Annotated in this window: 15 protein-coding genes; 5 read left to right on the plus strand and 10 right to left on the minus strand. The window is 71.5% G+C overall.

Going from position 1 to position 19,397, the window contains the following annotated elements; genetic code table 11:
* Positions 1 to 32: 32 nt before the first annotated feature.
* Positions 33 to 1,730 carry an FAD-dependent oxidoreductase gene (locus JOM49_RS10350; protein WP_282767846.1) on the plus strand — a complete coding sequence of 566 codons (1,698 nt, stop codon included), beginning with the start codon at positions 33 to 35 and terminating at the stop codon, positions 1,728 to 1,730.
* A gap of 727 nt (positions 1,731 to 2,457) precedes the next feature.
* Here the strand turns inward: JOM49_RS10350 and JOM49_RS10355 are convergent.
* From JOM49_RS10355 to JOM49_RS10370, 4 genes are all read right to left on the minus strand, one after another.
* Complete coding sequence (locus JOM49_RS10355) at positions 2,458 to 5,115, minus strand: CHAT domain-containing protein (protein WP_308158703.1); 2,658 nt, start codon at positions 5,113 to 5,115, stop codon at positions 2,458 to 2,460.
* An 82-nt stretch (positions 5,116 to 5,197) separates the two neighbouring features.
* On the minus strand, positions 5,198 to 5,422 hold the full coding sequence (locus tag JOM49_RS10360; RefSeq protein ID WP_209664088.1) for a hypothetical protein: 225 nt from the start codon (positions 5,420 to 5,422) through the stop codon (positions 5,198 to 5,200).
* A 189-nt stretch (positions 5,423 to 5,611) separates the two neighbouring features.
* Positions 5,612 to 7,063 carry an aldehyde dehydrogenase family protein gene (locus JOM49_RS10365; RefSeq protein WP_209664089.1) on the minus strand — a complete coding sequence of 484 codons (1,452 nt, stop codon included), beginning with the start codon at positions 7,061 to 7,063 and terminating at the stop codon, positions 5,612 to 5,614.
* Positions 7,060 to 8,094, minus strand: a complete 1,035-nt coding sequence (locus JOM49_RS10370) for a zinc-dependent alcohol dehydrogenase family protein (protein ID WP_209664090.1) — start codon at positions 8,092 to 8,094, stop codon at positions 7,060 to 7,062. Before JOM49_RS10370 ends, JOM49_RS10365 begins: the two co-directional genes overlap by 4 nt.
* Positions 8,095 to 8,157: 63 nt before the next feature.
* Here JOM49_RS10370 and guaA point away from each other — a divergent pair, with 63 nt between their 5' ends.
* Complete coding sequence (guaA, locus tag JOM49_RS10375) at positions 8,158 to 9,714, plus strand: glutamine-hydrolyzing GMP synthase (RefSeq protein WP_209664091.1); 1,557 nt, start codon at positions 8,158 to 8,160, stop codon at positions 9,712 to 9,714.
* A 431-nt stretch (positions 9,715 to 10,145) separates the two neighbouring features.
* On the opposite strand, the gene JOM49_RS10380 is transcribed toward guaA, so the two are convergent.
* Positions 10,146 to 10,367 (minus strand): hypothetical protein, encoded by a 222-nt coding sequence (locus JOM49_RS10380; protein WP_209664092.1) that lies wholly within the window; start codon positions 10,365 to 10,367, stop codon positions 10,146 to 10,148.
* The gene (locus JOM49_RS10385) at positions 10,360 to 11,625 is read right to left on the minus strand and encodes a PspC domain-containing protein (protein WP_209664093.1); all 1,266 of its coding nucleotides are present in this window, start codon (positions 11,623 to 11,625) and stop codon (positions 10,360 to 10,362) included. The genes JOM49_RS10380 and JOM49_RS10385 overlap by 8 nt, the downstream gene beginning before the upstream one ends.
* Positions 11,626 to 11,753: 128 nt before the next feature.
* On the opposite strand from JOM49_RS10385, the gene JOM49_RS10390 reads away from it, so the two are divergent.
* Positions 11,754 to 13,097: an ATP-binding protein gene (locus JOM49_RS10390; RefSeq protein WP_209664094.1), complete on the plus strand. Its 1,344-nt coding sequence runs from the start codon at positions 11,754 to 11,756 to the stop codon at positions 13,095 to 13,097.
* Complete coding sequence (locus JOM49_RS10395) at positions 13,094 to 13,762, plus strand: response regulator (protein ID WP_209664095.1); 669 nt, start codon at positions 13,094 to 13,096, stop codon at positions 13,760 to 13,762. The genes JOM49_RS10390 and JOM49_RS10395 overlap by 4 nt, the downstream gene beginning before the upstream one ends.
* Before the next feature lies 1 nt (position 13,763).
* Here JOM49_RS10395 and JOM49_RS10400 read toward each other — a convergent pair whose 3' ends face one another.
* Positions 13,764 to 14,696: a DMT family transporter gene (locus JOM49_RS10400; protein WP_209664096.1), complete on the minus strand. Its 933-nt coding sequence runs from the start codon at positions 14,694 to 14,696 to the stop codon at positions 13,764 to 13,766.
* A 101-nt stretch (positions 14,697 to 14,797) separates the two neighbouring features.
* On the opposite strand from JOM49_RS10400, the gene JOM49_RS10405 reads away from it, so the two are divergent.
* Positions 14,798 to 15,706, plus strand: coding sequence for a LysR family transcriptional regulator (locus JOM49_RS10405; RefSeq protein WP_209664097.1), 909 nt, complete (start codon positions 14,798 to 14,800; stop codon positions 15,704 to 15,706).
* Here the strand turns inward: JOM49_RS10405 and JOM49_RS10410 are convergent.
* The 3 genes from JOM49_RS10410 to JOM49_RS10420 form a co-directional block, all read right to left on the minus strand.
* Positions 15,684 to 16,682, minus strand: a complete 999-nt coding sequence (locus JOM49_RS10410) for a serine/threonine-protein kinase (protein WP_209664098.1) — start codon at positions 16,680 to 16,682, stop codon at positions 15,684 to 15,686. The two genes, JOM49_RS10405 and JOM49_RS10410, sit on opposite strands and share 23 nt — an antisense overlap.
* Before the next feature lie 104 nt (positions 16,683 to 16,786).
* Entirely contained in the window at positions 16,787 to 18,340 is a 1,554-nt protein-coding gene (locus tag JOM49_RS10415) for a serine/threonine-protein kinase (RefSeq protein WP_209664099.1), read from the minus strand.
* 190 nt (positions 18,341 to 18,530) lie between these two features.
* A complete protein-coding gene (locus JOM49_RS10420) occupies positions 18,531 to 19,373 on the minus strand; it encodes a hypothetical protein (protein WP_209664100.1) in 843 nt (280 codons plus the stop codon).
* Positions 19,374 to 19,397: the final 24 nt, after the last annotated feature.

The raw sequence follows: 19,397 nt of genomic DNA on the forward strand, positions 1-19,397 counted from the left end.
CAGGACGCGGTCCGCGGGTTATGGTTTTACCTGTGACTGCTCGTAACACCACCACGGACTACGACGTCGTAGTGGTCGGCTCGGGGTTCGGCGGCAGCGTCGCCGCGCTCCGGCTGACCGAAAAGGGCTACCGGGTCGCGGTGATCGAGGCGGGCCGCCGCTTCGCCGACGACGAGTTCGCGAAGACCTCATGGGACGTGCGGCGCTACCTCTGGGCGCCGCAGCTCGGGTGCTTCGGGATCCAGCGCATCCACCTGCTCAAGGACGTGATGGTGCTGGCGGGCGCCGGGGTCGGCGGCGGTTCGCTGGTGTACGCGAACACGCTGTACCGGCCGCTCAAGCCGTTCTATAAGGACCGGCAGTGGGCGCACATCACCGACTGGGAGTCGGAGCTCGCGCCGCACTACGACCAGGCGAGCCGGATGCTGGGCGTGGTGACGAACCCGTCGGTCACGCCGTCCGACGAGGTGATGCAGAAGGTCGCCGCGGACCTGGGCGTCGCGGAGTCGTACCACCCGACGCCGGTCGGGGTGTACTTCGGCGAGCCCGGCAAGCGGATCGCCGACCCGTACTTCGGCGGGGCCGGCCCGGCGCGGACCGGGTGCACGGAATGCGGTTCGTGCATGACCGGCTGTCGCGTCGGCGCGAAGAACACGCTGGTGAAGAACTACCTGTACCTGGCCGAGCAGGCCGGGGCGAAGGTGCTGCCGCTGACCACGGTGACCGGGCTGCGCGAGCGCGCGGACGGCTCGTTCGAGGTCGACCTGCGCAAGACCGGGAAGGTCTCGCCGCGGTTCCGGACCACGATCACCGCGGGCAAGGTGGTGCTCGCGGCCGGGACGTGGGGCACGCAGAACCTGCTGCACCGGATGAAGGACACCGGCGCGCTGCCGAGGCTGTCCGGCAGGCTCGGGGAGCTGACCAGGACGAACTCCGAGGCGATCATCGGCTCCGGGCGGCCCACGGTGGACCCGGCGCACGACTACACGCGCGGCGTGGCGATCACCTCGTCGATCCACCCGGACGAGACCACGCACATCGAGCCGGTCCGCTACGGCAAGGGCAGCAACGCGATGAGCCTGCTGCAGACCATCGCCACCGACGGCGCGTCGCCGGTCCCGCGGTGGCGGCAGGCGGTGCGGTTCCTGGTGAAGCACCCGATCCAGTCGGCGAAACTGCTCAACGGGTACCGGTGGAGCGAGCGCACGGTGATCCTGCTGGTGATGCAGAGCCTGGACAACTCGATCACCACCTACACCAAGCGCGGGCTGTTCGGGCGGCGGAAGTACACCTCGAAGCAGGGGCACGGCGAGCCGAACCCGACGTTCATCCCGGCCGGGCACGAGGCGAACCAGCGCACCGCCGAGCACATCGACGGCATCGCGGGCGGCACCTGGGGCGAGGTGTTCGACATCCCGCTGACCGCCCACTTCATCGGCGGCGCCCCGATCGGCACGGACGCGGACTCCGGCGTGATCGACCCGTACCACCGGGTCTTCGGCCACCCCGGACTGTCCATCGTGGACGGTTCGGCGATCACCGCGAACCTGGGCGTGAACCCGTCGCTGACGATCACCGCGCAGGCGGAACGCGCCATGTCGTTCTGGCCGAACAAGGGCGAGCCGGACGCGCGCCCCACCCAGTCGGAGCCCTACCGCCGCCTCCCCCCGGTCGCGCCCACCCGCCCCACCGTCCCCGCCCACGCCCCCGGCGCCCTACACCTCCCCTAACCCACCCCCGCCCGAACCCCACACTCACGCACCCGAACCCCACGTTCGTGCACCCGAACCCCACGTTCAGGCAGCCGAGTTCGACTTTCGGGCACGCGAACCGCCCGTTCGTGCACCCGAACTTCACACTCAGGCACACGAACCCACGTTCAGGCGCGAGCCCAACGCTCAGGGAGCAGAGTCCTACTTTCGAGCACACGAACTACACGTTCGCGCAGCCGAACTTCAAACTCAGGCAGCCGAGTCCCACGTTCAGGCAGCTGGACTTCACACTCGGGTGCGCGAGTTCCACGTTCAGGCACTTGAGTTGGACGTTGGCGGGCGCGAGTAGCCGAGTCGGCGGGGCCTGAGTGCCACGTTGAGGCACCCGAGTCGAACGTTCGCGAGTCCGAGTTCTGCGTTCACGCAGGCGAGGTCGACGTTGGCGAGTTTGAACCCCACACTCAGGCGCCTGAGTTCCACGTTCGGGCGGTTGAGCTAGACCTTCAGGCGCTCCCGAGTGTGGAACTCGCGAGCGCGAGCGTGAAGTTCAGCTGCGCGAACGTGAGCTTCGGCTGCCTGAGTGTGGGGTTCGCGCGCGCCCGAACGCGGGCTCGGCGGCGAGATTTCGGGGCTCGCGCACCCGAACGTGGGGTTCGGCTGCTTGAACGTGGAACTCGGCTGCCTGAGTGTGGGGTTCGCGTGCCTGAGTGTGAGGTTCGGGATGGGAGTCGGGGGACGAAGGGGGTTAGGGGGTGTGGCCGGAGCCTAGGCAGATGAAGGGGCGGCGCAGGGGGTCTACGCCGACGGCGTCGGCGAGGGCGGTGGCTGGGGCGACGTTGGCGGAGAGGGCGCGGTGGTAGTCGTCCATGGCCGCGGCGGCGGGGTGGTCGCCGACCCGGCTGGCGGCGGCGACCACCGTGTGCGTGCCGCTGGCCAGCAGGGCGCCGGCGAACCCGAGCGCCTCGTCACCCGGTCTGATCAGGTTCAGCGCGAGCTCGCACGCGGCCAGCACCACCTGCCGTGGCGGCCTTCGCAGCGCGGCCACCTCGTGCGCGAACAACGCGCCGTCGGCCAGTTCGAGTCGGGAGAACAGGGCGTTGTCCGGTTCGTGCGAACCGTGTGCGGCGATGTGCGCCAGGTCGACGCCGTCCAGTGCGTCCAGCACCGTGCGCACGTCGGCGCGGTCGGCGGCGAACTGGGTGGCGTGCCGGTGGTGCGCCGCCAGCTTGTCGATCTCCCCGGTCGCCGCGAGCAGGTTCGGGCCGCGCACCAGCACCGTGCCCGAAGTTTCCGTCTCCGGTCGCGACGCGGCCAGCCACGCCGTCGCCGACGGGGCCACCACGATCGGCCGGTACCGCATCGAGCCCAGCACGTTCCACGGCACCGCGTACAACGTCCCGGTCGGCACCAGCACCACTTCGCGGTCGCCGAGGAACTCCAGCAGCGGCCGCATCAGCTGCTCGTCGAGCAGGTCGGCCTCCTTGCGGGCCGACGCCGAGATCGCCTGCAGCAGCGGCTCCGCCAAGTGGTCCGGCGCCATCGCGTTCAGGTCGGCGTGCAGCCGCCGCGTCCGTTCCGCGGCCCGGCGCGCCGAACCCAGCCGCACGATCCGCACCCGGCCGTCGGCCACCACGACCGCGAGCAGTTTGTCCCCGGAGGCCGCGAAGCTGATCAGCACCCGGGCGCCCAGCTGGGCCGCGACCTCCTCGACCGTGGCGACCGGCCGCGGCCGCCCCCAGCGGGTCGCCGCGTGCCAGCCCAGCCGGGTCGCCGCGTGCTGCAGCTCGTTGTAGCGCGCCTGCAGCCCGGTCACCGGCCTGCCGTCCAGTTTGGCCTCGCGCAACGCGTGCCCGACGTGCCGGATCTCCGCGATGGACTCGACCAGCTGCGTGTTCTCCAGTCCGGAAACCTGCTCGTACCGGTACATCTGCGCCCGCGTGCGCTCCAGCCAGTTGAACAGCTGACGCGCCTCCGCGGCCGACTCGCCGCCTTCGAGCACCAGCCGCATCGCCAGATCGCCGAGCTCTTGACCGTGCAAAGCGGTGCCGGACACCATTTCCAGCCCGCCCATGCGGTCGCGTGCCTGCCCCAGTTCGGTCAGCCCCGCGCGTGCCTGCGCGAACGCCTTGCGCCGATTCCCTTGCGCGGCAGCCAGTTCCGCCTTGCACAGGCGGAGCAGCATGCGGTGTTCGAGCGGGGTGTGCGGCTTCGGGCGTGGCACGCGGCGCAGCAGATCACCCGCTTCGCTGACCCGGCCGCGGCGCACTTCCAGTTGCGCCGCAAGGGTTCTCGCCAGTGCGGCGTCCTCGCCGAGGCGCAGTTCGGACAGTCGCCCGGCGAGCCGTCCCGCGGTGGACACCAGCGCGGCGGGCACCCGGCCGGTGTTCAGCGCGCGCATCGTGCGCACCCGCAGGCCGAGCAACTCCGCGACGGTCGCCCAGCCTTCCGTCCCGCGCCGCCGCATCCGCCGCTGCGCGGAACCCGCGAGTTGTTGCGCGGTGGGCAGATCACCTTCGAGCAGCGCCGCGGCGGCCCGGTACAACTCGGCTTCCCCGATGTCCTGGCCGATCCGCTGGCGGCGCATCTGCGGCAGCACCTCGTCCAGGTGCCGTCCGGCCTCCACCGCCAGCCCGGCGCCGAGCAGCGCCTGCGCCTGGTCGATCCGGAGCCGGTAGAGCATGTCCGGGCCGAGTTCGAGGTAGGCGCGCTCGGCTTCGTCGTAGTGGTGCAGTGCCTGCGGCAGCCTGCCCAGCCGCTTCTCCAGGTCGCCCAGCATGTGCTGCAGGTAGGCCCTTTTCTGCGGGAAGTCGTATTCGGCGGCCAGTTCGCTCGCGTAGTCCAGGTCCTGTTTGGCTTCGGCGAGCCTGCCGAGGGCGACGAAGGTGAGCCCGCGGTTGCTCGCCGACGCGACCAGTGCCTCGGTCAGCCGTTCGCGGTCGTCGGTGGCCTCGGCGACCAGCCGCCGGCGGTGCGCGATGGCCGACTCCATCAGCGGCAGGCTGTCCTCGTCGAAGCCGGATCTGGAGAGCATGGTGCCGTGGATGTGGTCCATGAAGCCGCGGAGTTCGGTCCGGACCGGGCCTTCTGGCAGTTCGGCGAGCCGCGGGCGCACCGCGTCGAGGCGGGCGAGGCCGTCGGAAATCGTGCCGAACTCGGCTTCGGAGTAGGCGAGGCGGATCCACAGCTCGACGTGCAGGGCGAGCCAGCGGGAGTCGGCATCGGCGGAGATCGTCTCGAGCAGGGCGAGACCGCGCCGGAACAGGCGCATCGCCTCGCGCTCACGGCCGGCGTGCCGGATCCGCACGGCCGTTTCGTGCAGCTCGCCGACCTGCTCCAGTACCGCTTCGCTGGCACGGGAACGCCGGTGCCGCCGGGTCGCTCCGGAAGCTTGGGGGGCGGCCACTCGACTATCAGACCACATGAGGCTCGCAGACGAAGTCCGCCGGGCGGGGGGTCCCGCCCGGCGGAAGACTACGGCGTTCGCCCTAGGACGCCGGCGTGCTCGTGTTGCGCGGGCCCTGGGTGGTCGGGTTCGTGCTGGTGTTGCGGGGCCCCTGGGTGGTGGGGTCGGTGCTGGTGTTGCGCGGGCCCTGCGTGCTCGGGTCGGTGCCGGTGTTGCGCGGTCCGTCCGGCGTGATGTCGGTGTTGCGCGGACCGTCCGGGGTGGTGTCGTCCGACTCCGGGACCAGCTCCTCGGTGGGCGTGCTCATCCTCAGTTTCCTCCCTCGTGATTGCGCCGCTCGTCGGCGCAGCCAACCTTTTCCGTGCGTCACAACGGATTACGCAAGTGCGACGCTGGGTGTCCGGATCCGGTTCCCCCCAAGGAACCTTGGCTGAAGGTACCCCACGTATGGAGGTATGGGAATTACTTAGTGCACTGCCTTATTGCTGTATTAGTCCTAAAGAGTGAGGTTGGTCAGTACCGTCACCTTCTCCTCAGTGAGATCGGCCATCGCCGCGGGCACGCCTTCGCGACCCCGTCCGGAGCCCTTCACGCCGCCGTAGGGCATCTGGTCCGCGCGGTACGAGGGCACGTCCCCGATGATCACCCCGCCGACTTCCAGCTCCGCCGAAGCGCGGAAGGCGAGCTCGACGTCGCGGGTGAAAACCCCTGCCTGCAACCCGTATTGAGAATTGTTGACCGAGTCGAACGCGGCTTCGGCGGAATCCACCACGGAGAGGACGAGCACCGGGCCGAACACCTCTTCCGCCCACACCTTCGCCTCCGGTGACACGTCGGTCAGCAACGTCGGTTCGACGGTCGCGCCGTCCCGTCCGCCACCGGCGAGCACCCGCGCACCGCCCTCGACGGCTTCACCGATCCAGGTAACGATTCGCTCAGCGGCAGCCTCGTCCACCACCGGGCCGACTTCGACCTCGGTGTCGTACGGGTCGCCCGTGCGCAGGGCACGCACGGCCTCGGTCAGCGCGGGCACGAACTCGCCGGCCACCGCGCGTTCGACGATCACCCGCTGCACCGAGATGCACGACTGGCCGGCCTGGTAGTTGCCGAAGGTGGCGATCCGCCGCGCGGCCCCGGCGAGGTCCGGCCAGTCGGCCAGCACCACGGCCGCCGCGTTGCCGCCGAGTTCGAGCACCACGTGCTTGCGCGCGGCGGCGTCGGCGATCGACCAGCCGACCGGGCCGGAGCCGGTGAACGACACCACCGGCAGCCGTGGATCGGCCACCAGCGCCGAAGTCTCCTCGTTTCCCAGCGGCAGCACGGAAAACGCGCCGTCGGGCAGGTCCGTCTCGGCCAGGATCTCCCCGAGGATCAACGCGGACAGCGGGGTGCGCGGCGCCGGTTTGACGATGATCGGCGCGCCGACCGCGAGCGCCGGGGCGACCTTGTGCGCCACCAGGTTCAGCGGGAAGTTGAACGGCGCGATGCCCAGCACCGGCCCGCGCGGCACCCGACGGACGAGCGCCAGCCTGCCCTCGCCGCCTTCGTCGGTGTCCAGCCGCTGCAGTTCGCCGTCGAACCGACGGGCTTCCTCCGCGGCGATCCGGAACACCGAGATCGCCCGGCGCACCTCGACTTCCGACCACTTCAGCGGTTTGCCGCTCTCCGCGGTGATCACCTCGGCGAGTTCCTCGGCGCGTTCGGCGAGCGCCCGCGAGACGTGCTCGAGCACCGCGGCGTGCTGGTGCGCGGGACGGCGGCGGAACTCCGCGGCCACCGCCGCCGCCTTCGCCACCGCCCGTTCGACCTGCTCCGGGCCGGGGACGGCGACCGTGGCGACCTCGAGGCCGTCGAACGGGTGCGTGACTTCCAGCGTGGTGGCGCCCTGTTCGGGCAGCCCGGCGATCCAGGCCGGGCGGGGTTCCGGGGTGTAGGCCTCCTCGGTCACGCGACCAGCACCTTGAGCGCGGTGCGGTCGGCCATCGCCTGGTACGCCTGGGGAACCTGCTCCAGCGACATCGTCACGTCGAAGACCTTGCCGGGCTCGACGCGGCCGTCGAGCACGTCCGGCAGCAGTTGCTCGATGTAGTGCCGCGCGGGCGCGACACCGCCGGTGATGGTGATGTTGTTGCCGAAGACGTACCGCCCGATCAGGCCCTCGGAGTACTGCGGCACGCCGACCCGGCTGATCCGCCCGCCCGGGCGCACCACGCCGATGCCCATCTCGAACGCGGGCTTGGTGCCGACGCATTCGAGCACGGCGTGCGTGCCGGAGCCACCGGTCAGCTCGCGTACCTTCGCGATGCCCTCCTCGCCGCGTTCGGCGACCACGTCGGTCGCGCCGAACTCGCGGCCGAGATCGGTCCGTGCCTGGTGGCGGCCCATCAGGATGATGCGCTCGGCACCGAGCCGCCGGGCGGCCAGCACCGCGCACAACCCGACCGCGCCGTCGCCGATCACGGTCACCGTTGTGCGTTCGCTCACGCCCGCGGTGACCGCGGCGTGGTGCCCGGTGGAGAACACGTCGGACAGGGTCAGCAGCGACGGCAGCAACGCGGTGTCGTTCCCGCTCACCGGCAGCTTCACCAGCGTGCCGTCCGCCTGCGGCACGCGGACCGCTTCGCCCTGGCCGCCGTCGACGTCGTGCACGCCCCAGTTGCCGCCGTTCCGGCAGGAGGTGTGCAGGCCTTCGCGGCAGAACTCGCAGGTGTTGTCGGAGTAGACGAACGGCGCCACGACCAGGTCACCGGCCTTGACCGTGCGCACCTCGCGGCCCGCGTCCTCGACCACCCCGAGGAACTCGTGCCCGATGCGCTGCCCCTGCTCGGTGGCCTCGCGGCTGGCGTACGGCCACAGGTCGCTGCCGCAGACGCACGACCGGAGCACCCGCACCACCGCGTCCGACGGCGTGCGGAGCACCGGGTCCGGCACGTCCTCCACGCGCACGTCGCCCGCTCCGTAGATCAGCGTGGCTCGCATCCCCGTCCTTTCCTCGAAGTCATCACCTGCGACGATAGTGGCCGACGAGAAGGAGGTCGGCGAGTGAACAGCAGCACCGGGCCGGTGCTCGTGGTGGACTTCGGGGCGCAGTACGCCCAGCTGATCGCGCGGCGGGTCCGCGAGGCGCAGGTCTACTCCGAGGTGGTACCGCACACCGCCGCAGTCGACGAGCTGCTGGCGAAGAACCCGGCCGCGATCATCCTTTCGGGTGGACCGTCCAGTGTGTACGAAGAGGGCGCGCCCGCGATGGACCCGGCGCTGGTCGAGGCGGGCGTGCCGGTGTTCGGCATCTGCTACGGCTTCCAGCTGCTGGCCAGCGCGCTGGGCGGCACCGTGGAGGCGACCGGGGCGCGCGAGTACGGCCGCACCGAGGTCAAGGTCACCGGCGACGGTGGCGTCCTGCACGACGAACTGCCCACGCGGCACCCCGCCTGGATGAGCCACGGTGACAGCGTGACCAAGGCACCCGAGGGCGCCGTGGTCACCGCGACCTCCGATGGCGCCCCGGTCGCCGGGTTCGAGGACACCGGCCGCCGGATCGCCGGCGTGCAGTACCACCCGGAAGTGGGGCACTCCCCGCACGGGCAGGAGGTGCTGCGCCGGTTCCTGCACGAGATCGCCGGTATTCGTCCACAGTGGACCACGGCGTCCATTGTGGAGGACCAGGTCGCGAAGATCGCCGCGCAGGTCGGCGACGGCCGGGCGATCTGCGGGCTGTCCGGCGGGGTGGACTCCGCGGTGGCCGCCGCGCTGGTGCAGCGCGCCATCGGTGACCGGCTCACCTGCGTCTTCGTCGACCACGGCCTGCTGCGGGCCGGGGAACGCACCCAGGTGGAACGCGACTTCGTCGCCGCGACCGGGGTCAACCTGGTCACCGTGGACGCGCGCGAGCGGTTCATGGACGCGCTCGCCGGGGTCACCGACCCCGAGCAGAAGCGCAAGATCATCGGCCGCGAGTTCATCCGCGTGTTCGAGCAGGCCGAGCGCGACCTCAAGGCCGAGGGCGACTACCGGTTCCTGGTGCAGGGCACGCTCTACCCGGACGTGGTCGAGTCCGGCGGTGGCGCGGGCACGTCGAACATCAAGAGTCACCACAACGTCGGCGGCCTGCCCGAGGACCTGGCCTTCGAACTGGTCGAGCCGCTGCGGTTGCTGTTCAAGGACGAGGTGCGCCGGGTCGGGCTGGAACTGGGCCTGCCGGAGACGATCGTGCACCGGCAGCCGTTCCCCGGGCCGGGGCTGGGCATCCGGATCATCGGCGAGGTCACCCCGGAGCGGCTGGCCACGCTGCGCTCGGCCGACGCGATCGCGCGCGAGGAACTGACCGCGGCGGGCATGGACCGCGACATCTGGCAGTGCCCGGTGGTGCTGCTGGCCGACGTGCGCAGCGTCGGCGTCCAGGGCGACGGCCGGACCTACGGGCACCCGGTGGTGCTGCGGCCGGTGTCCAGCGAGGACGCGATGACCGCGGACTGGACGCGCCTGCCGTACGAGGTGCTGGAGCGGATTTCGACCCGGATCACCAACGAGGTGGCCGACGTGAACCGCGTGGTGCTGGACGTGACCAGCAAGCCGCCGGGCACCATCGAATGGGAATGAGCACCGCGCAGCGATCCCGTTGAGGGTGGTGGCGGGTTACGGGTGGGAGTAGTACCGCGCAGCGGTTCCGTTGAGGGTGGTGGCGGGTGACGGGTGGGCGGGAATGAGCACCGCGCAGCGGTTCCGTTGAGGGACACGAATGTGGCTTTGGGGGCCGAATCCGCCCCCAAAGCCACATTCGTGTCCGGGGAGCTTCGGGCGGGTGCGGCGAGTGTGGGGTTCGGCTGCGGGAGTGTGGAGTTCGGCCTCCTGAGTGTGGGACTCGCCCGGGATGCGGCGGGTGCCGGGCGAGTCTCACGTTCGTGCAGCCGAGTTCCACACTCAGAGCCTCGAGCCAGCCAAGCGGGAGGACACGAATGCAATGAGTGGGGCATTACTTGCAATGGATGCAAGTAATGCCCCACTCCTGGCGTTCGGAGCGAGCGGCGGAGCTAGTGCTTCTTGCCGCTGAACGAGGCGCCCAGCAGGAGCAGGCCGACCAGCACCGCGGCGCCGGCGATCAGCCAGCGCGGGTCGAAGCCGGGCAGTGGCAGGGCGCCGTCGGTGAGCACGTAGCCCGACGCGCCGAGCGTCGCCAGGCCGATCAGCAGGGTGAACACGTCCAGCCTGCGGGCCGGGCGCACCTGGGTCTCGCGGTCGGTTTCCTCAGCCACGGCGCACCTCCACGCTGCCGGTCGAAGTGGTCACGTCCAGGTCGTACTTCGGCCCGCCCGCGCCGTCGCGGCCCAGGTCGGTCACGGTGATCGGCGCGTTGCCGAGGCCGCTGTGCGAGCGCCCGAGGCATTCGATGTCGCCGACCGAGCTGGCGCAGGTGACCTGCACGTCAGCGTCCTCCGGCACGATCACCGTGGAGCTGCCGAGCGTGGTCCGCACGATGGTGGTCACCGGGGTGCCCGACGGCAGGTCGGTCAGGTCGAGGTCGATGTCGCCCGCGGTCTGCTCGTAGACCGGCAGCACCTCGCCGGCCGCCCGCGGGGTCGCGTTGATGCTGCCGACCCCGCCGCCGACCGCCTGGAACGGCACCGCGGTCAGCGCCACCCCGGCGATGGACAGCGGCACGGCCAGCCCGATCAGGCCGCGCCCGCCCCCGGTGAGGGAACCGGCGACCATGCCGATCCCGAGCACGCCGAGCGTCACGCCGATGATGTGCGCCGGGTCGAACCAGGGCACACCGGAGATGCCGAGCGCGGTCATCACCCCGGCGGCGACCAGCGCCACCGCGAAGGTCGCCTTGCTCACCGCGGACGACCGGCGTCGCGGGACCGGGGGTGCCGCGGGCTCGTGGAGCACCGGGGCCGGGTTCGGGTCGGGCAGGTCCCAGGCGAACGGCGCCGCGCCGAGCGGGTCCCACTGCGGGGGCGCGTCGGTACTGCTGGACACGGTGGTACCTCCGTCGGTCATGGTGAACCCCGCGTCGTGACCGGGAGCCGGTGGCACGGCGGGACGGTTGAACTGGCCGCGACTGCGGTGCAGCAGGTACAGCGCGAGCATGAGCAGGCCGAAGCCGAAGAAGCCGCCGCCGTCGAACCAGTTCCCGGCGAACGACCACGGCACGACGAAGAACAGCGAGCAGGCGAGCACCACGGTCAGCGCCGGGTTCATCGAACTCCGGCCGCGCCCGATCAGCCCCTCGATCGGCGAGACCTCGTCGTGCTCGTCGGCGAAGAGCAGCCAGCCGACCACGTACAGGGCGATCCCGATGCCCCCGAACACGGTCGCGGCGACCAGCGCCACGCGGACCAGCACCGGGTCGATGCCGTAGCGGTTGCCGATCGCGGCCGCCACGCCGGCGGCCTTGCGGCCCTGTTTCGGGCGCCGCGGGCGGCTGACCCAGAAGTCCTTGACGGTCTCTTCGAAACCGTTGAGCCCCGACTTCGAAGTTTCCGGCGGCTGCGTCGATGTCCCACTCATGCCATCGAGGATGCGGTCCGCACCGGTCCCCGCACATCCGGGATGTCCCCTGAACTTGCTCAGGGGCGGGCGGACCCGGGTCCACCTCGGGGGTTTCCCTGATGATTCCGGTTCCCGGCCGTGTGACCATGGGCCACGTGCCAGAACAGGTCCAGCGAACCCCCGAAACCGCGCCGCCGGAGGCGGAGACCGTGGTGATCCCGGCTCCCCGCTCGGCGGTGGAGGAAACCGGCCCGCCGAAGCTGCACCGGCGGCGGTCCGGGCGCGCGGTGGCCGGGGTCGCCGGCGGCCTCGCCGATCACCTCGGCGTGCGCGTGCTGTGGGTGCGCGTCACCTTCGCTCTGCTCGGCGGGCTCGGTGGGGTCGGCCTGTTCGCCTATGGCCTGCTCTGGGTGTTCGTCCCGCAGAACGCCAAGGAGGAGAAGAAGGAGGGCACGGCCAAGGACCGCCAGCAGGCGTTCGGGCTGATCGCGCTCGGCGTCGGCCTGTCCGTGGCCGGGGGTGCGCTGAGCGGGTTGTTCAGCGGCTGGGTGGCGGCGCCGCTGACGGTCGCGCTGATCGGTGCGGCGGTGGTCTGGCGGGAGGCCGACGAGTCGCAGCGCCGCCGGTGGCGCACCGGCGCCAAGACCGGGGTGGTCGGCACGCTGTCCGGGGCGGGCGGCTGGTCGGCGGCGATCCGCATCCTGGCCGGGGCCGCGCTGGTGATGACCGGCGTCGGCGTGGTGCTGCTCCGCTCGGGGAGCATGGAGCAGATCCAGTTCGCGTTGCTCGCGGTGCTGGCCACGCTGATCGGGGTGGCGGTGCTGACCGTGCCGTTCTGGGTCCGGCTGGTCCGCGACCTGGGGGAGGAACGCCGGGCCCGCATCCGCACCGAGGAACGCGCCGAGATCGCCGCGCACCTGCACGACTCGGTGCTGCAGACGCTCGCACTGATCCAGAAGCAGTCGGGGGACCCGCGGGAGGTGGCGCGGCTGGCCAGGGGACAGGAACGGCAGCTGCGCAGTTGGCTCTACGGCCCGTCGGGGTACGGGGACAAGGAGAAGTCGGGGTCGGAGGGGCTGGCGCCGTCCGGGGGACGGTTGTCCGAGGCCATCGCGACCGCGTGCGGGGAAGTGGAGGACAGCTTCGCGATCTCGGTGCAGCAGGTGGTGGTCGGCGAGGCCGAACTGGACGAGCCGCTGACCGCGCTGGTGCACGCCGCGCGGGAGGCCATCGTCAACGCGGCCAAGCACGCCGGGGTGGACGAGGTGAGCGTGTACGCCGAAGTGGAGCCGACAGCGGTCACCGTGTTCGTGCGCGATCGGGGGAAGGGGTTCGATCCGGACACGGTTCCCGACGACCGCCATGGCCTGGCGGACTCGATCCGGGGGAGGATGGAGCGCAACGGCGGCAAGTGCCGTCTCCGCACCGCCCCTGGCGAGGGCACCGAGGTGCAACTGGAAATGCCGATCAAGGTGGGGAAGGTCGCGTGACGGACGAGGCGAAGAGGCCGGTATCGGTGTTCCTGGTGGACGACCACGCTTTGTTCCGCGCGGGGGTGCGGGCCGAGCTGGAGTCCATCACCGAGGAGGTGCGGGTGGTCGGCGAGGCGGGGTCCGTCGCCGAGGCCGCGGCGGGGATCGCGCGCACCCGCCCGCAGGTGGTGCTGCTCGACGTGCACATGCCCGACGGTGGCGGCGCCGAGGTGCTGCGCCGGGTCCGCCCGGAGCTGCCGGACGTGGTCTTCCTGGCGCTTTCGGTGTCGGACGCGGCCGAGGACGTGATCGCGGTGATCCGGGCGGGGGCCCGGGGGTACGTCACCAAGACGATCTCGTCGAAGGAACTGGTCCGCGCGGTGGTCCGGGTGGCCGACGGGGACGCGGTGTTCTCGCCGCGCCTGGCCGGGTTCGTGCTGGACGCCTTCGCCGACCGGCCGGGGTCCGCGCCGATCAGCGACCCCGAGCTGGACCTGCTCACCCCGCGGGAGCGCGACGTGCTGCGCCTGCTCGCGCGGGGTTACGCCTACAAGGAGATCGCGTCGGAGCTGTTCATCTCGGTGAAGACGGTGGAGACCCACGTGTCGAGCGTCCTGCGCAAGACCCAGCTGTCCAACCGATACGAGTTGTCCCGCTGGGCCTCCGACCGCCGTCTCGTCTGAGCTACTTGGCTGGGGCCGGTTCCACCGGGACGGGCTCCAGCTCCAGGTCCACGGGGTTCTTCGTGCGCCGCCGGACCCTGGTCAGCGCGACGCCCGCGAGCACCACGACCATGCCGGCCAGCACCCGCAGGTCCAGTTGCTCGCTGAGGAGCAGGCTCCCGAGCAGCACCGACACCACCGGCAGCAGGTAACCCACGGTCGAGGTGGCCACCGCGCCCTCGGTCTCCAGCAGCCGGTAGTTCATCGCGAAGGCGATCCCGGTGGAGAACACGCCGAGCACCGCCACCGCCACGAAGGCACCGAGGTCGAAGTGCACCGGCGTGGTGCCCCCGACCGGCATCGCCAGCACCAGGAACCCGCTGGCCAGAAGCATCTGCGTGCCCGCGAGCACCACCGGCGAAGACCCGCTGCGGGAGAGGTTGCGCTCCTCGTAGACGAAGGCGAACCCGTAGCTGGCCGAGGCCGCGAGGCAGGCCAGCGCACCCCAGCTGAGCAGGCCGGACGCCTGCCAGGGGGCGAAGATGAGCACGGTGCCCGCCAGCCCGAGCAGCAGCCCGGCGCCCTTGGCGGCGCTCATCCGCTTCTCCATGCGCCAGAGCACCGCGGCCAGCAGCGCCCACAGCGGGGTGGTCGCGTTGATCACGCCGGTGATGCCGGAGTCCACGGTCTGCTCACCGATCGCGAAGAGCAGGAACGGCAGCGCGCAGTGGAACAGCCCGGCGACGGCCAGGTGGAACCACAGCCGCCGGTCCGAGGGCAGCCGGTGGCGGTTGAGCAGGCAGAGCAGCAGCAGGACGGTGGCGCCCAGCAGCAGCCTGCCCAGCACGAGCTGCACCGGCGAGAACGCGTGCAGCCCGAGTTTGATCCAGAAGAAGCTCGACCCCCACATCAGCGCGAGCGCGCCCATCCGCAACAGGGTCTTCGTTTCGGTCACCCCAGGCCTCCCTTGCTCACGGCCCAGCCTTGCCACCACGAGAGGTAAGGACAAGCGAAATCTTCTGCACTGATTCGTTAGCAGAACTGTAAGATCAGGCCATGCTGGACATCCGGCGCCTGCAGGTGCTGAACGCGGTGATCACCAACGGTTCGATCTCCGCGGCGGCCCGGACACTGGGCTACACGCCGTCCGCGCTCAGCCAGCAACTGTCCACCCTGGAACGGGAAGCGGGCACCGCGCTGCTCGAACGCGTCGGCCGCGGCGTGCGCCCCACCCCGGCGGGCCTGCTGCTCGCCGAACACGCCGAACTCCTGAGCAACCAGCTTCTGCGGGCAGAAGCAGCGTTGGCCGAGTTGAAGGACGGGCGCACCGGCAGCCTGTCCATCCGGTACTTCGCCACCGCGGGCGCGGCGCTGGTCCCGCCCGCGGTCGCCGCCGTGCGCCGCGACTTCCCCGGCGTCCGGCTCAGCCTGAAGCTGACCGAGCCGGAGGACCCGCTGCCCTCGGTCGAATCCGGCGAGACCGACTTCGCCATCGTCGTGCTCCCGAAGCAGGGGCGGCCCGCGAAGAACGTCGACCTGTTCCCGCTGCTCGACGACCCGTACCGGGCCGTGCTGCCGAAGTCGCACCCGCTGGCGTCGAAGGAGGTGATCGAGCTGGCGGACCTCGGCGGCGAGCCGTGGATCGCCATCGACCCGCTCGGGCCCTGCCTGGACATCCTGCTCGGTGCCTGCGGCGAAGCCGGGTTCACGCCGGAGTTCGCCGTCGAATGCGAGGACTACGCGACCGCGCAGGGGTTCATCGCCGCCGGGCTCGGCGTGATGCTGATCCCCGAACTGGGCCTCGGTTCACCGCACCCCGGCGTGGTCGTGCGCCCGGTGGTCCGGCCGGACGTGGTGCGCTGCATCCACGCGGCGGTGGCCTGGCACGCGCGTGGCCTGCCGGTGGTCCGCCACCTGGTGGACGGCCTGCGGGCGGCCTCGGTCAGACCAGGAACAACTCGGTGAACGCGATGCCCATGGCCACCGCGAAGAAGATGGCCAGCGCCATCACCACCCAGCGGCGGATCTGATCGCCGGACGGGCGGGACGACGCCTGCTCGGCCGGGACCGGGGCGATCTCGCCGACGCGGGTCTGGTGGTGGGCCGTGGCGCCGTGGTGCTGTGGCGGCGGCGGAGGGGTGGTGACCTGCGGCAACGCGGTCGCGGTCGGCGGGATGAAGGCGGTCTGCCTGCCGTCGGTGATCGCCTTGAGCGAGGTGATGATGTCGGACATCGTCGGCCGGGTGATCGGGTCCGTGCGCAGCATCTTCGACAGCGCGCCGGAGAGCACCCCGGTGTGGTTCGGCTGCACCTGCGGGCCGGTGCCGTCGGGACCGGTCGGCGGCACGCCCTCCACCGCGGCGAACAGGGTCGCGCCCAGCGAATAGACGTCCGACGCGGTGGTCGGTACCTCGCCACGCCGCACCTCGGGCGAGAGGTAGGCCGGATCGAGCCAGCCCGAGATGCCGATGTCGGTGAGCTTGACCCCGCCGTCGTCGGCGAGCAGCACGTTGCTCGGCTGCAGACCGCGGTGCGGGATGCCGGAGGCGTGCGCGGTGATCAGCGCCGACCCCAGTTGGACGCCCAGGAAGGCGGCCTGTTCCGGGGTGAGCCTGCCGTACTCGGACAGGAAGTCGACCATGTTCCGCGACGGCACGTACTCCATCGCCAGCCAGACGTCGGCGCCGTCGCGGACCACGTCGTGCACGGTGATCGCGCAGGCGTGCGAGATCCGGGTGGCGTCGTGGCCCTGCTGCATGGCGATCGCCCGCGCGTGCTCCGCCTGCTGCGGATCGAGTCCGGGAGGCAGGTAGAGCCGTTTCGCGGCCACGTTGCGGTGCAGGCGCGTGTCGTACGCCATCCAGACGATTCCCGCTCGCCCGCGGCCGATCGGCTGGTCCAGCCGGTAGCGGCCACTGATGAGCGCGCCCTGAGAACTCAATCAACTACCTCTGTCACGCCGACGTTCCGGGGGGTCTGGTCATCCAAGGCATCCACAGTAACCGGTGATCGACTGCCGTCGCGCCGCGGCGACCGTGAGCCTGCCTACTCCGAGACGGGCGGTCCGCTCGGCTCGGTCGACGGGTCCGGCGGGTCCGACGGCGGCTTCGGTTTCGACGACGGCGGCTTGTTCGACGTCGGGTTCGGATTGCTGGCCGCCGGCGGGTCGTCGTCCTTCGGCGGTGCGGAGGACGCCGGCCTGGTCGGTCCAGGATCGTCCGGCGGCTCTTCCGAAGCCGACTCCTCGGCCGAGCTTTCCGTGCTCGACGGCGCGCTCGAGGTGGAGGCGGGCGGCGGCACGATCGGGCCGGTGTCGCCCGTGGGGTTGTCGCTGGGAATGAAGATCCACGCGCCGAGCGCGACCAGCGCCACCAGCACGATGCCGCCGATCACGGCAGGCTTCTTCCACGCACCGGCGCGGTCGTCGGCGGGCGGCGGCGGGGTCCGCTGCGGCTCCGGCTGGTAGTCGTCGTACTCGTCGCGGTGGGGCTGCGACGGCACGGGGGCGACCGCGGTGCCCGCGCCGGCGGCGCGGAACCGGTCGCTGTCGTAGTCCTCGTCCGGGTAGCCCTCACCGGGCGGGTAACCGTCGTCCGGGCGGTCGTCGTAGAACCCACCGGCGGCCGGGGTGTCGGACAGGGTCCCGGAGTAACCACCGGACATCCCGTCCGGTTCCGGCAGCATCTGCGTGCCCAGCGCACCGGCGATCGCGCCCGCTCCGGCGGCGGCCGCCGCGGGCGAGGCGTGCACCTCGGTCGGGCCGCCGAGCGGGGTCTCGCCGCGCGCGACCGCGTCCAGCAGGTCCTCGCACTCCTCGGCGGTCGGCCGGTGGTCGACCTCGGGGTGCAGCATCACCGCGAGCACGCTGGCCATCGGCCCGGACTGACGCGGCGGGTTGATCTGCCCGGCGGCCACCGCGTGCAGCAGGCTCAGCGTGTTCTCGCTCAGCCCGAACGGCGGCTGGCCCTCGCAGGCCGCGTACAGCGTCGACCCCAGCGAGAACACGTCCGACTCGGGGCCGGGGTCGCCGCCGATGGCCACCTCGGGCGCCAGGTAGGCGGGCGTGCCGGCGATCATGCCGGTCTTGGTCACGGTGACGTCGTCCTTGGCCCGCGAGATGCCGAAGTCGGTGATCTTCACGTGGCCGTTGCCGGCGATCAGGATGTTGCCCGGCTTGATGTCGCGGTGCACGATGCCGACCGCGTGCGCCTCCTTCAGCGCCGCCGCGATCTGCGTGCCGATCCGCGCCACCTCCATCGGCGGCAGCGTTTTGTGCTCGTGCAGCACCTGCGCCAGGCTCGTGGAGTTCAGGTACTCCATGATCAGGCAGGGCTGGCCGTTCTCGTCGGCGACCACGTCGAACACGGTGATCGCGTTCGGGTGGTGCAGCCGGGCGGCGATCCGGCCTTCGCGCATGGTGCGCTGCCGGGCGTCCTCGGCTTCGTGCCCGTCCAGTCCCGGCTGCAGCAGCAGTTGCTTGATCGCGACCGTGCGCGCCAGCACCTCGTCGTGCGCTTGCCAGACGGCGCCCATCGCGCCGGTACCGATGCGCTGGACGATGCGATACCGGCCGGCGACCAGGCGACCCTCGTCGCTCACGCGACCTCCTTCTGGTGCTCCGCGGGCTCGCGGTGGTGGAAATCCTGCCCGCTGAGCGTATGCACAGTGGGACGGTCTGTGGGCCGGGTTTGCCGAGACCGTCTCGTGACAAGGCTAGGGCGTTAACTCTGCGCACACACGGGTGGCACCCAGCGCGCGGGTGGGCCTCGTCACCCGAACGGCGAAGAGCTTAGGAGGTGTGCTGGGCCGACAACAGCCGGGCCTGGGAGATCAACCCGCCGTCGGCGCCGGTGAACCACAGCTGCTGGGTGATCCGCAGCTGGCGGCCGTCGTCGTCGAGCATGGTGACCAACGCGAGCACCGATCCGTCCGGCTGCTCCCGCGCGCTTTCCACCCGCACCGAATCCATCGCGCTCCAGGCGCGGACGAGGTCGCCGGGCTGCTCCCCGGCGACGGCGCCGGTCAGCATCTTCAGCGCGCCGCTCGGGTTGACGTCCACCTGCCGGTAGAACCGCTCGACCAGCTCGCGCTTGGACGCCGGTGCCGAGGTGGAGGTGCCTGCCGCCGGGGTCACCGCTTCGGGCACCACGGGCGCCACCGGATTCCCGGCCGGCGAGGTGCCCGGCTGCGTGACCGGTGTGGTTTCGGAGGTCGCGGGCAGCGTCGGGCCGGTGGCCGAGGGGCCGCGGGGCGACGGGATGGCGAACGCGCCCAGCGCGGCCGCGCCGGTGATCCCGGCGTCGGAGGGCTGGGTGACGCCGAGCCCGGAATGCTCGGGCGGGCGGTCGCGCAGCATCGCCGCGGCGGCGATCGAGCCGGTCAGCAGGGCCGCGGCGCCCAGCAGGCCGAGCATCTTGGACCGCCGGGCGAACCGGCTCTCCGGCTCCTGGGGTGGGCGTTCCGGCTCGGCGACGGCCTGGTGGACCGGTTTGGGCAGGAACTTCTCCGGCGCGGCGAGCACCTGTTCGAGGTGCGCGCGGTCGATCAGGGGGTCGGCGAGGATGTCCGGCGGAACGATGTCCTCCACGCGGGTCCTGGCCGGCTCCGCCTGGATACCGGTTGTCTCGTGCACGCCTCCAGGTAACCGAACGGGTAC

The organism is Amycolatopsis magusensis (genome assembly GCF_017875555.1).
GTDB classification, from domain to species: Bacteria; Actinomycetota; Actinomycetes; order Mycobacteriales; family Pseudonocardiaceae; genus Amycolatopsis; species Amycolatopsis magusensis.

Bases quoted from the DNA above. Each gene is read 5' to 3' on its own strand.
- JOM49_RS10360 (WP_209664088.1), bottom strand. From the start codon at position 5,422: ATGAGCACGCCCACCGAGGAGCTGGTCCCGGAGTCGGACGACACCACC.
- JOM49_RS10370 (WP_209664090.1), bottom strand. From the start codon at position 8,094: ATGCGAGCCACGCTGATCTACGGAGCGGGCGACGTGCGCGTGGAGGAC.
- JOM49_RS10385 (WP_209664093.1), bottom strand. From the start codon at position 11,625: ATGAGTGGGACATCGACGCAGCCGCCGGAAACTTCGAAGTCGGGGCTC.
- JOM49_RS10390 (WP_209664094.1), top strand. From the start codon at position 11,754: ATGGGCCACGTGCCAGAACAGGTCCAGCGAACCCCCGAAACCGCGCCG.
- JOM49_RS10405 (WP_209664097.1), top strand. From the start codon at position 14,798: ATGCTGGACATCCGGCGCCTGCAGGTGCTGAACGCGGTGATCACCAAC.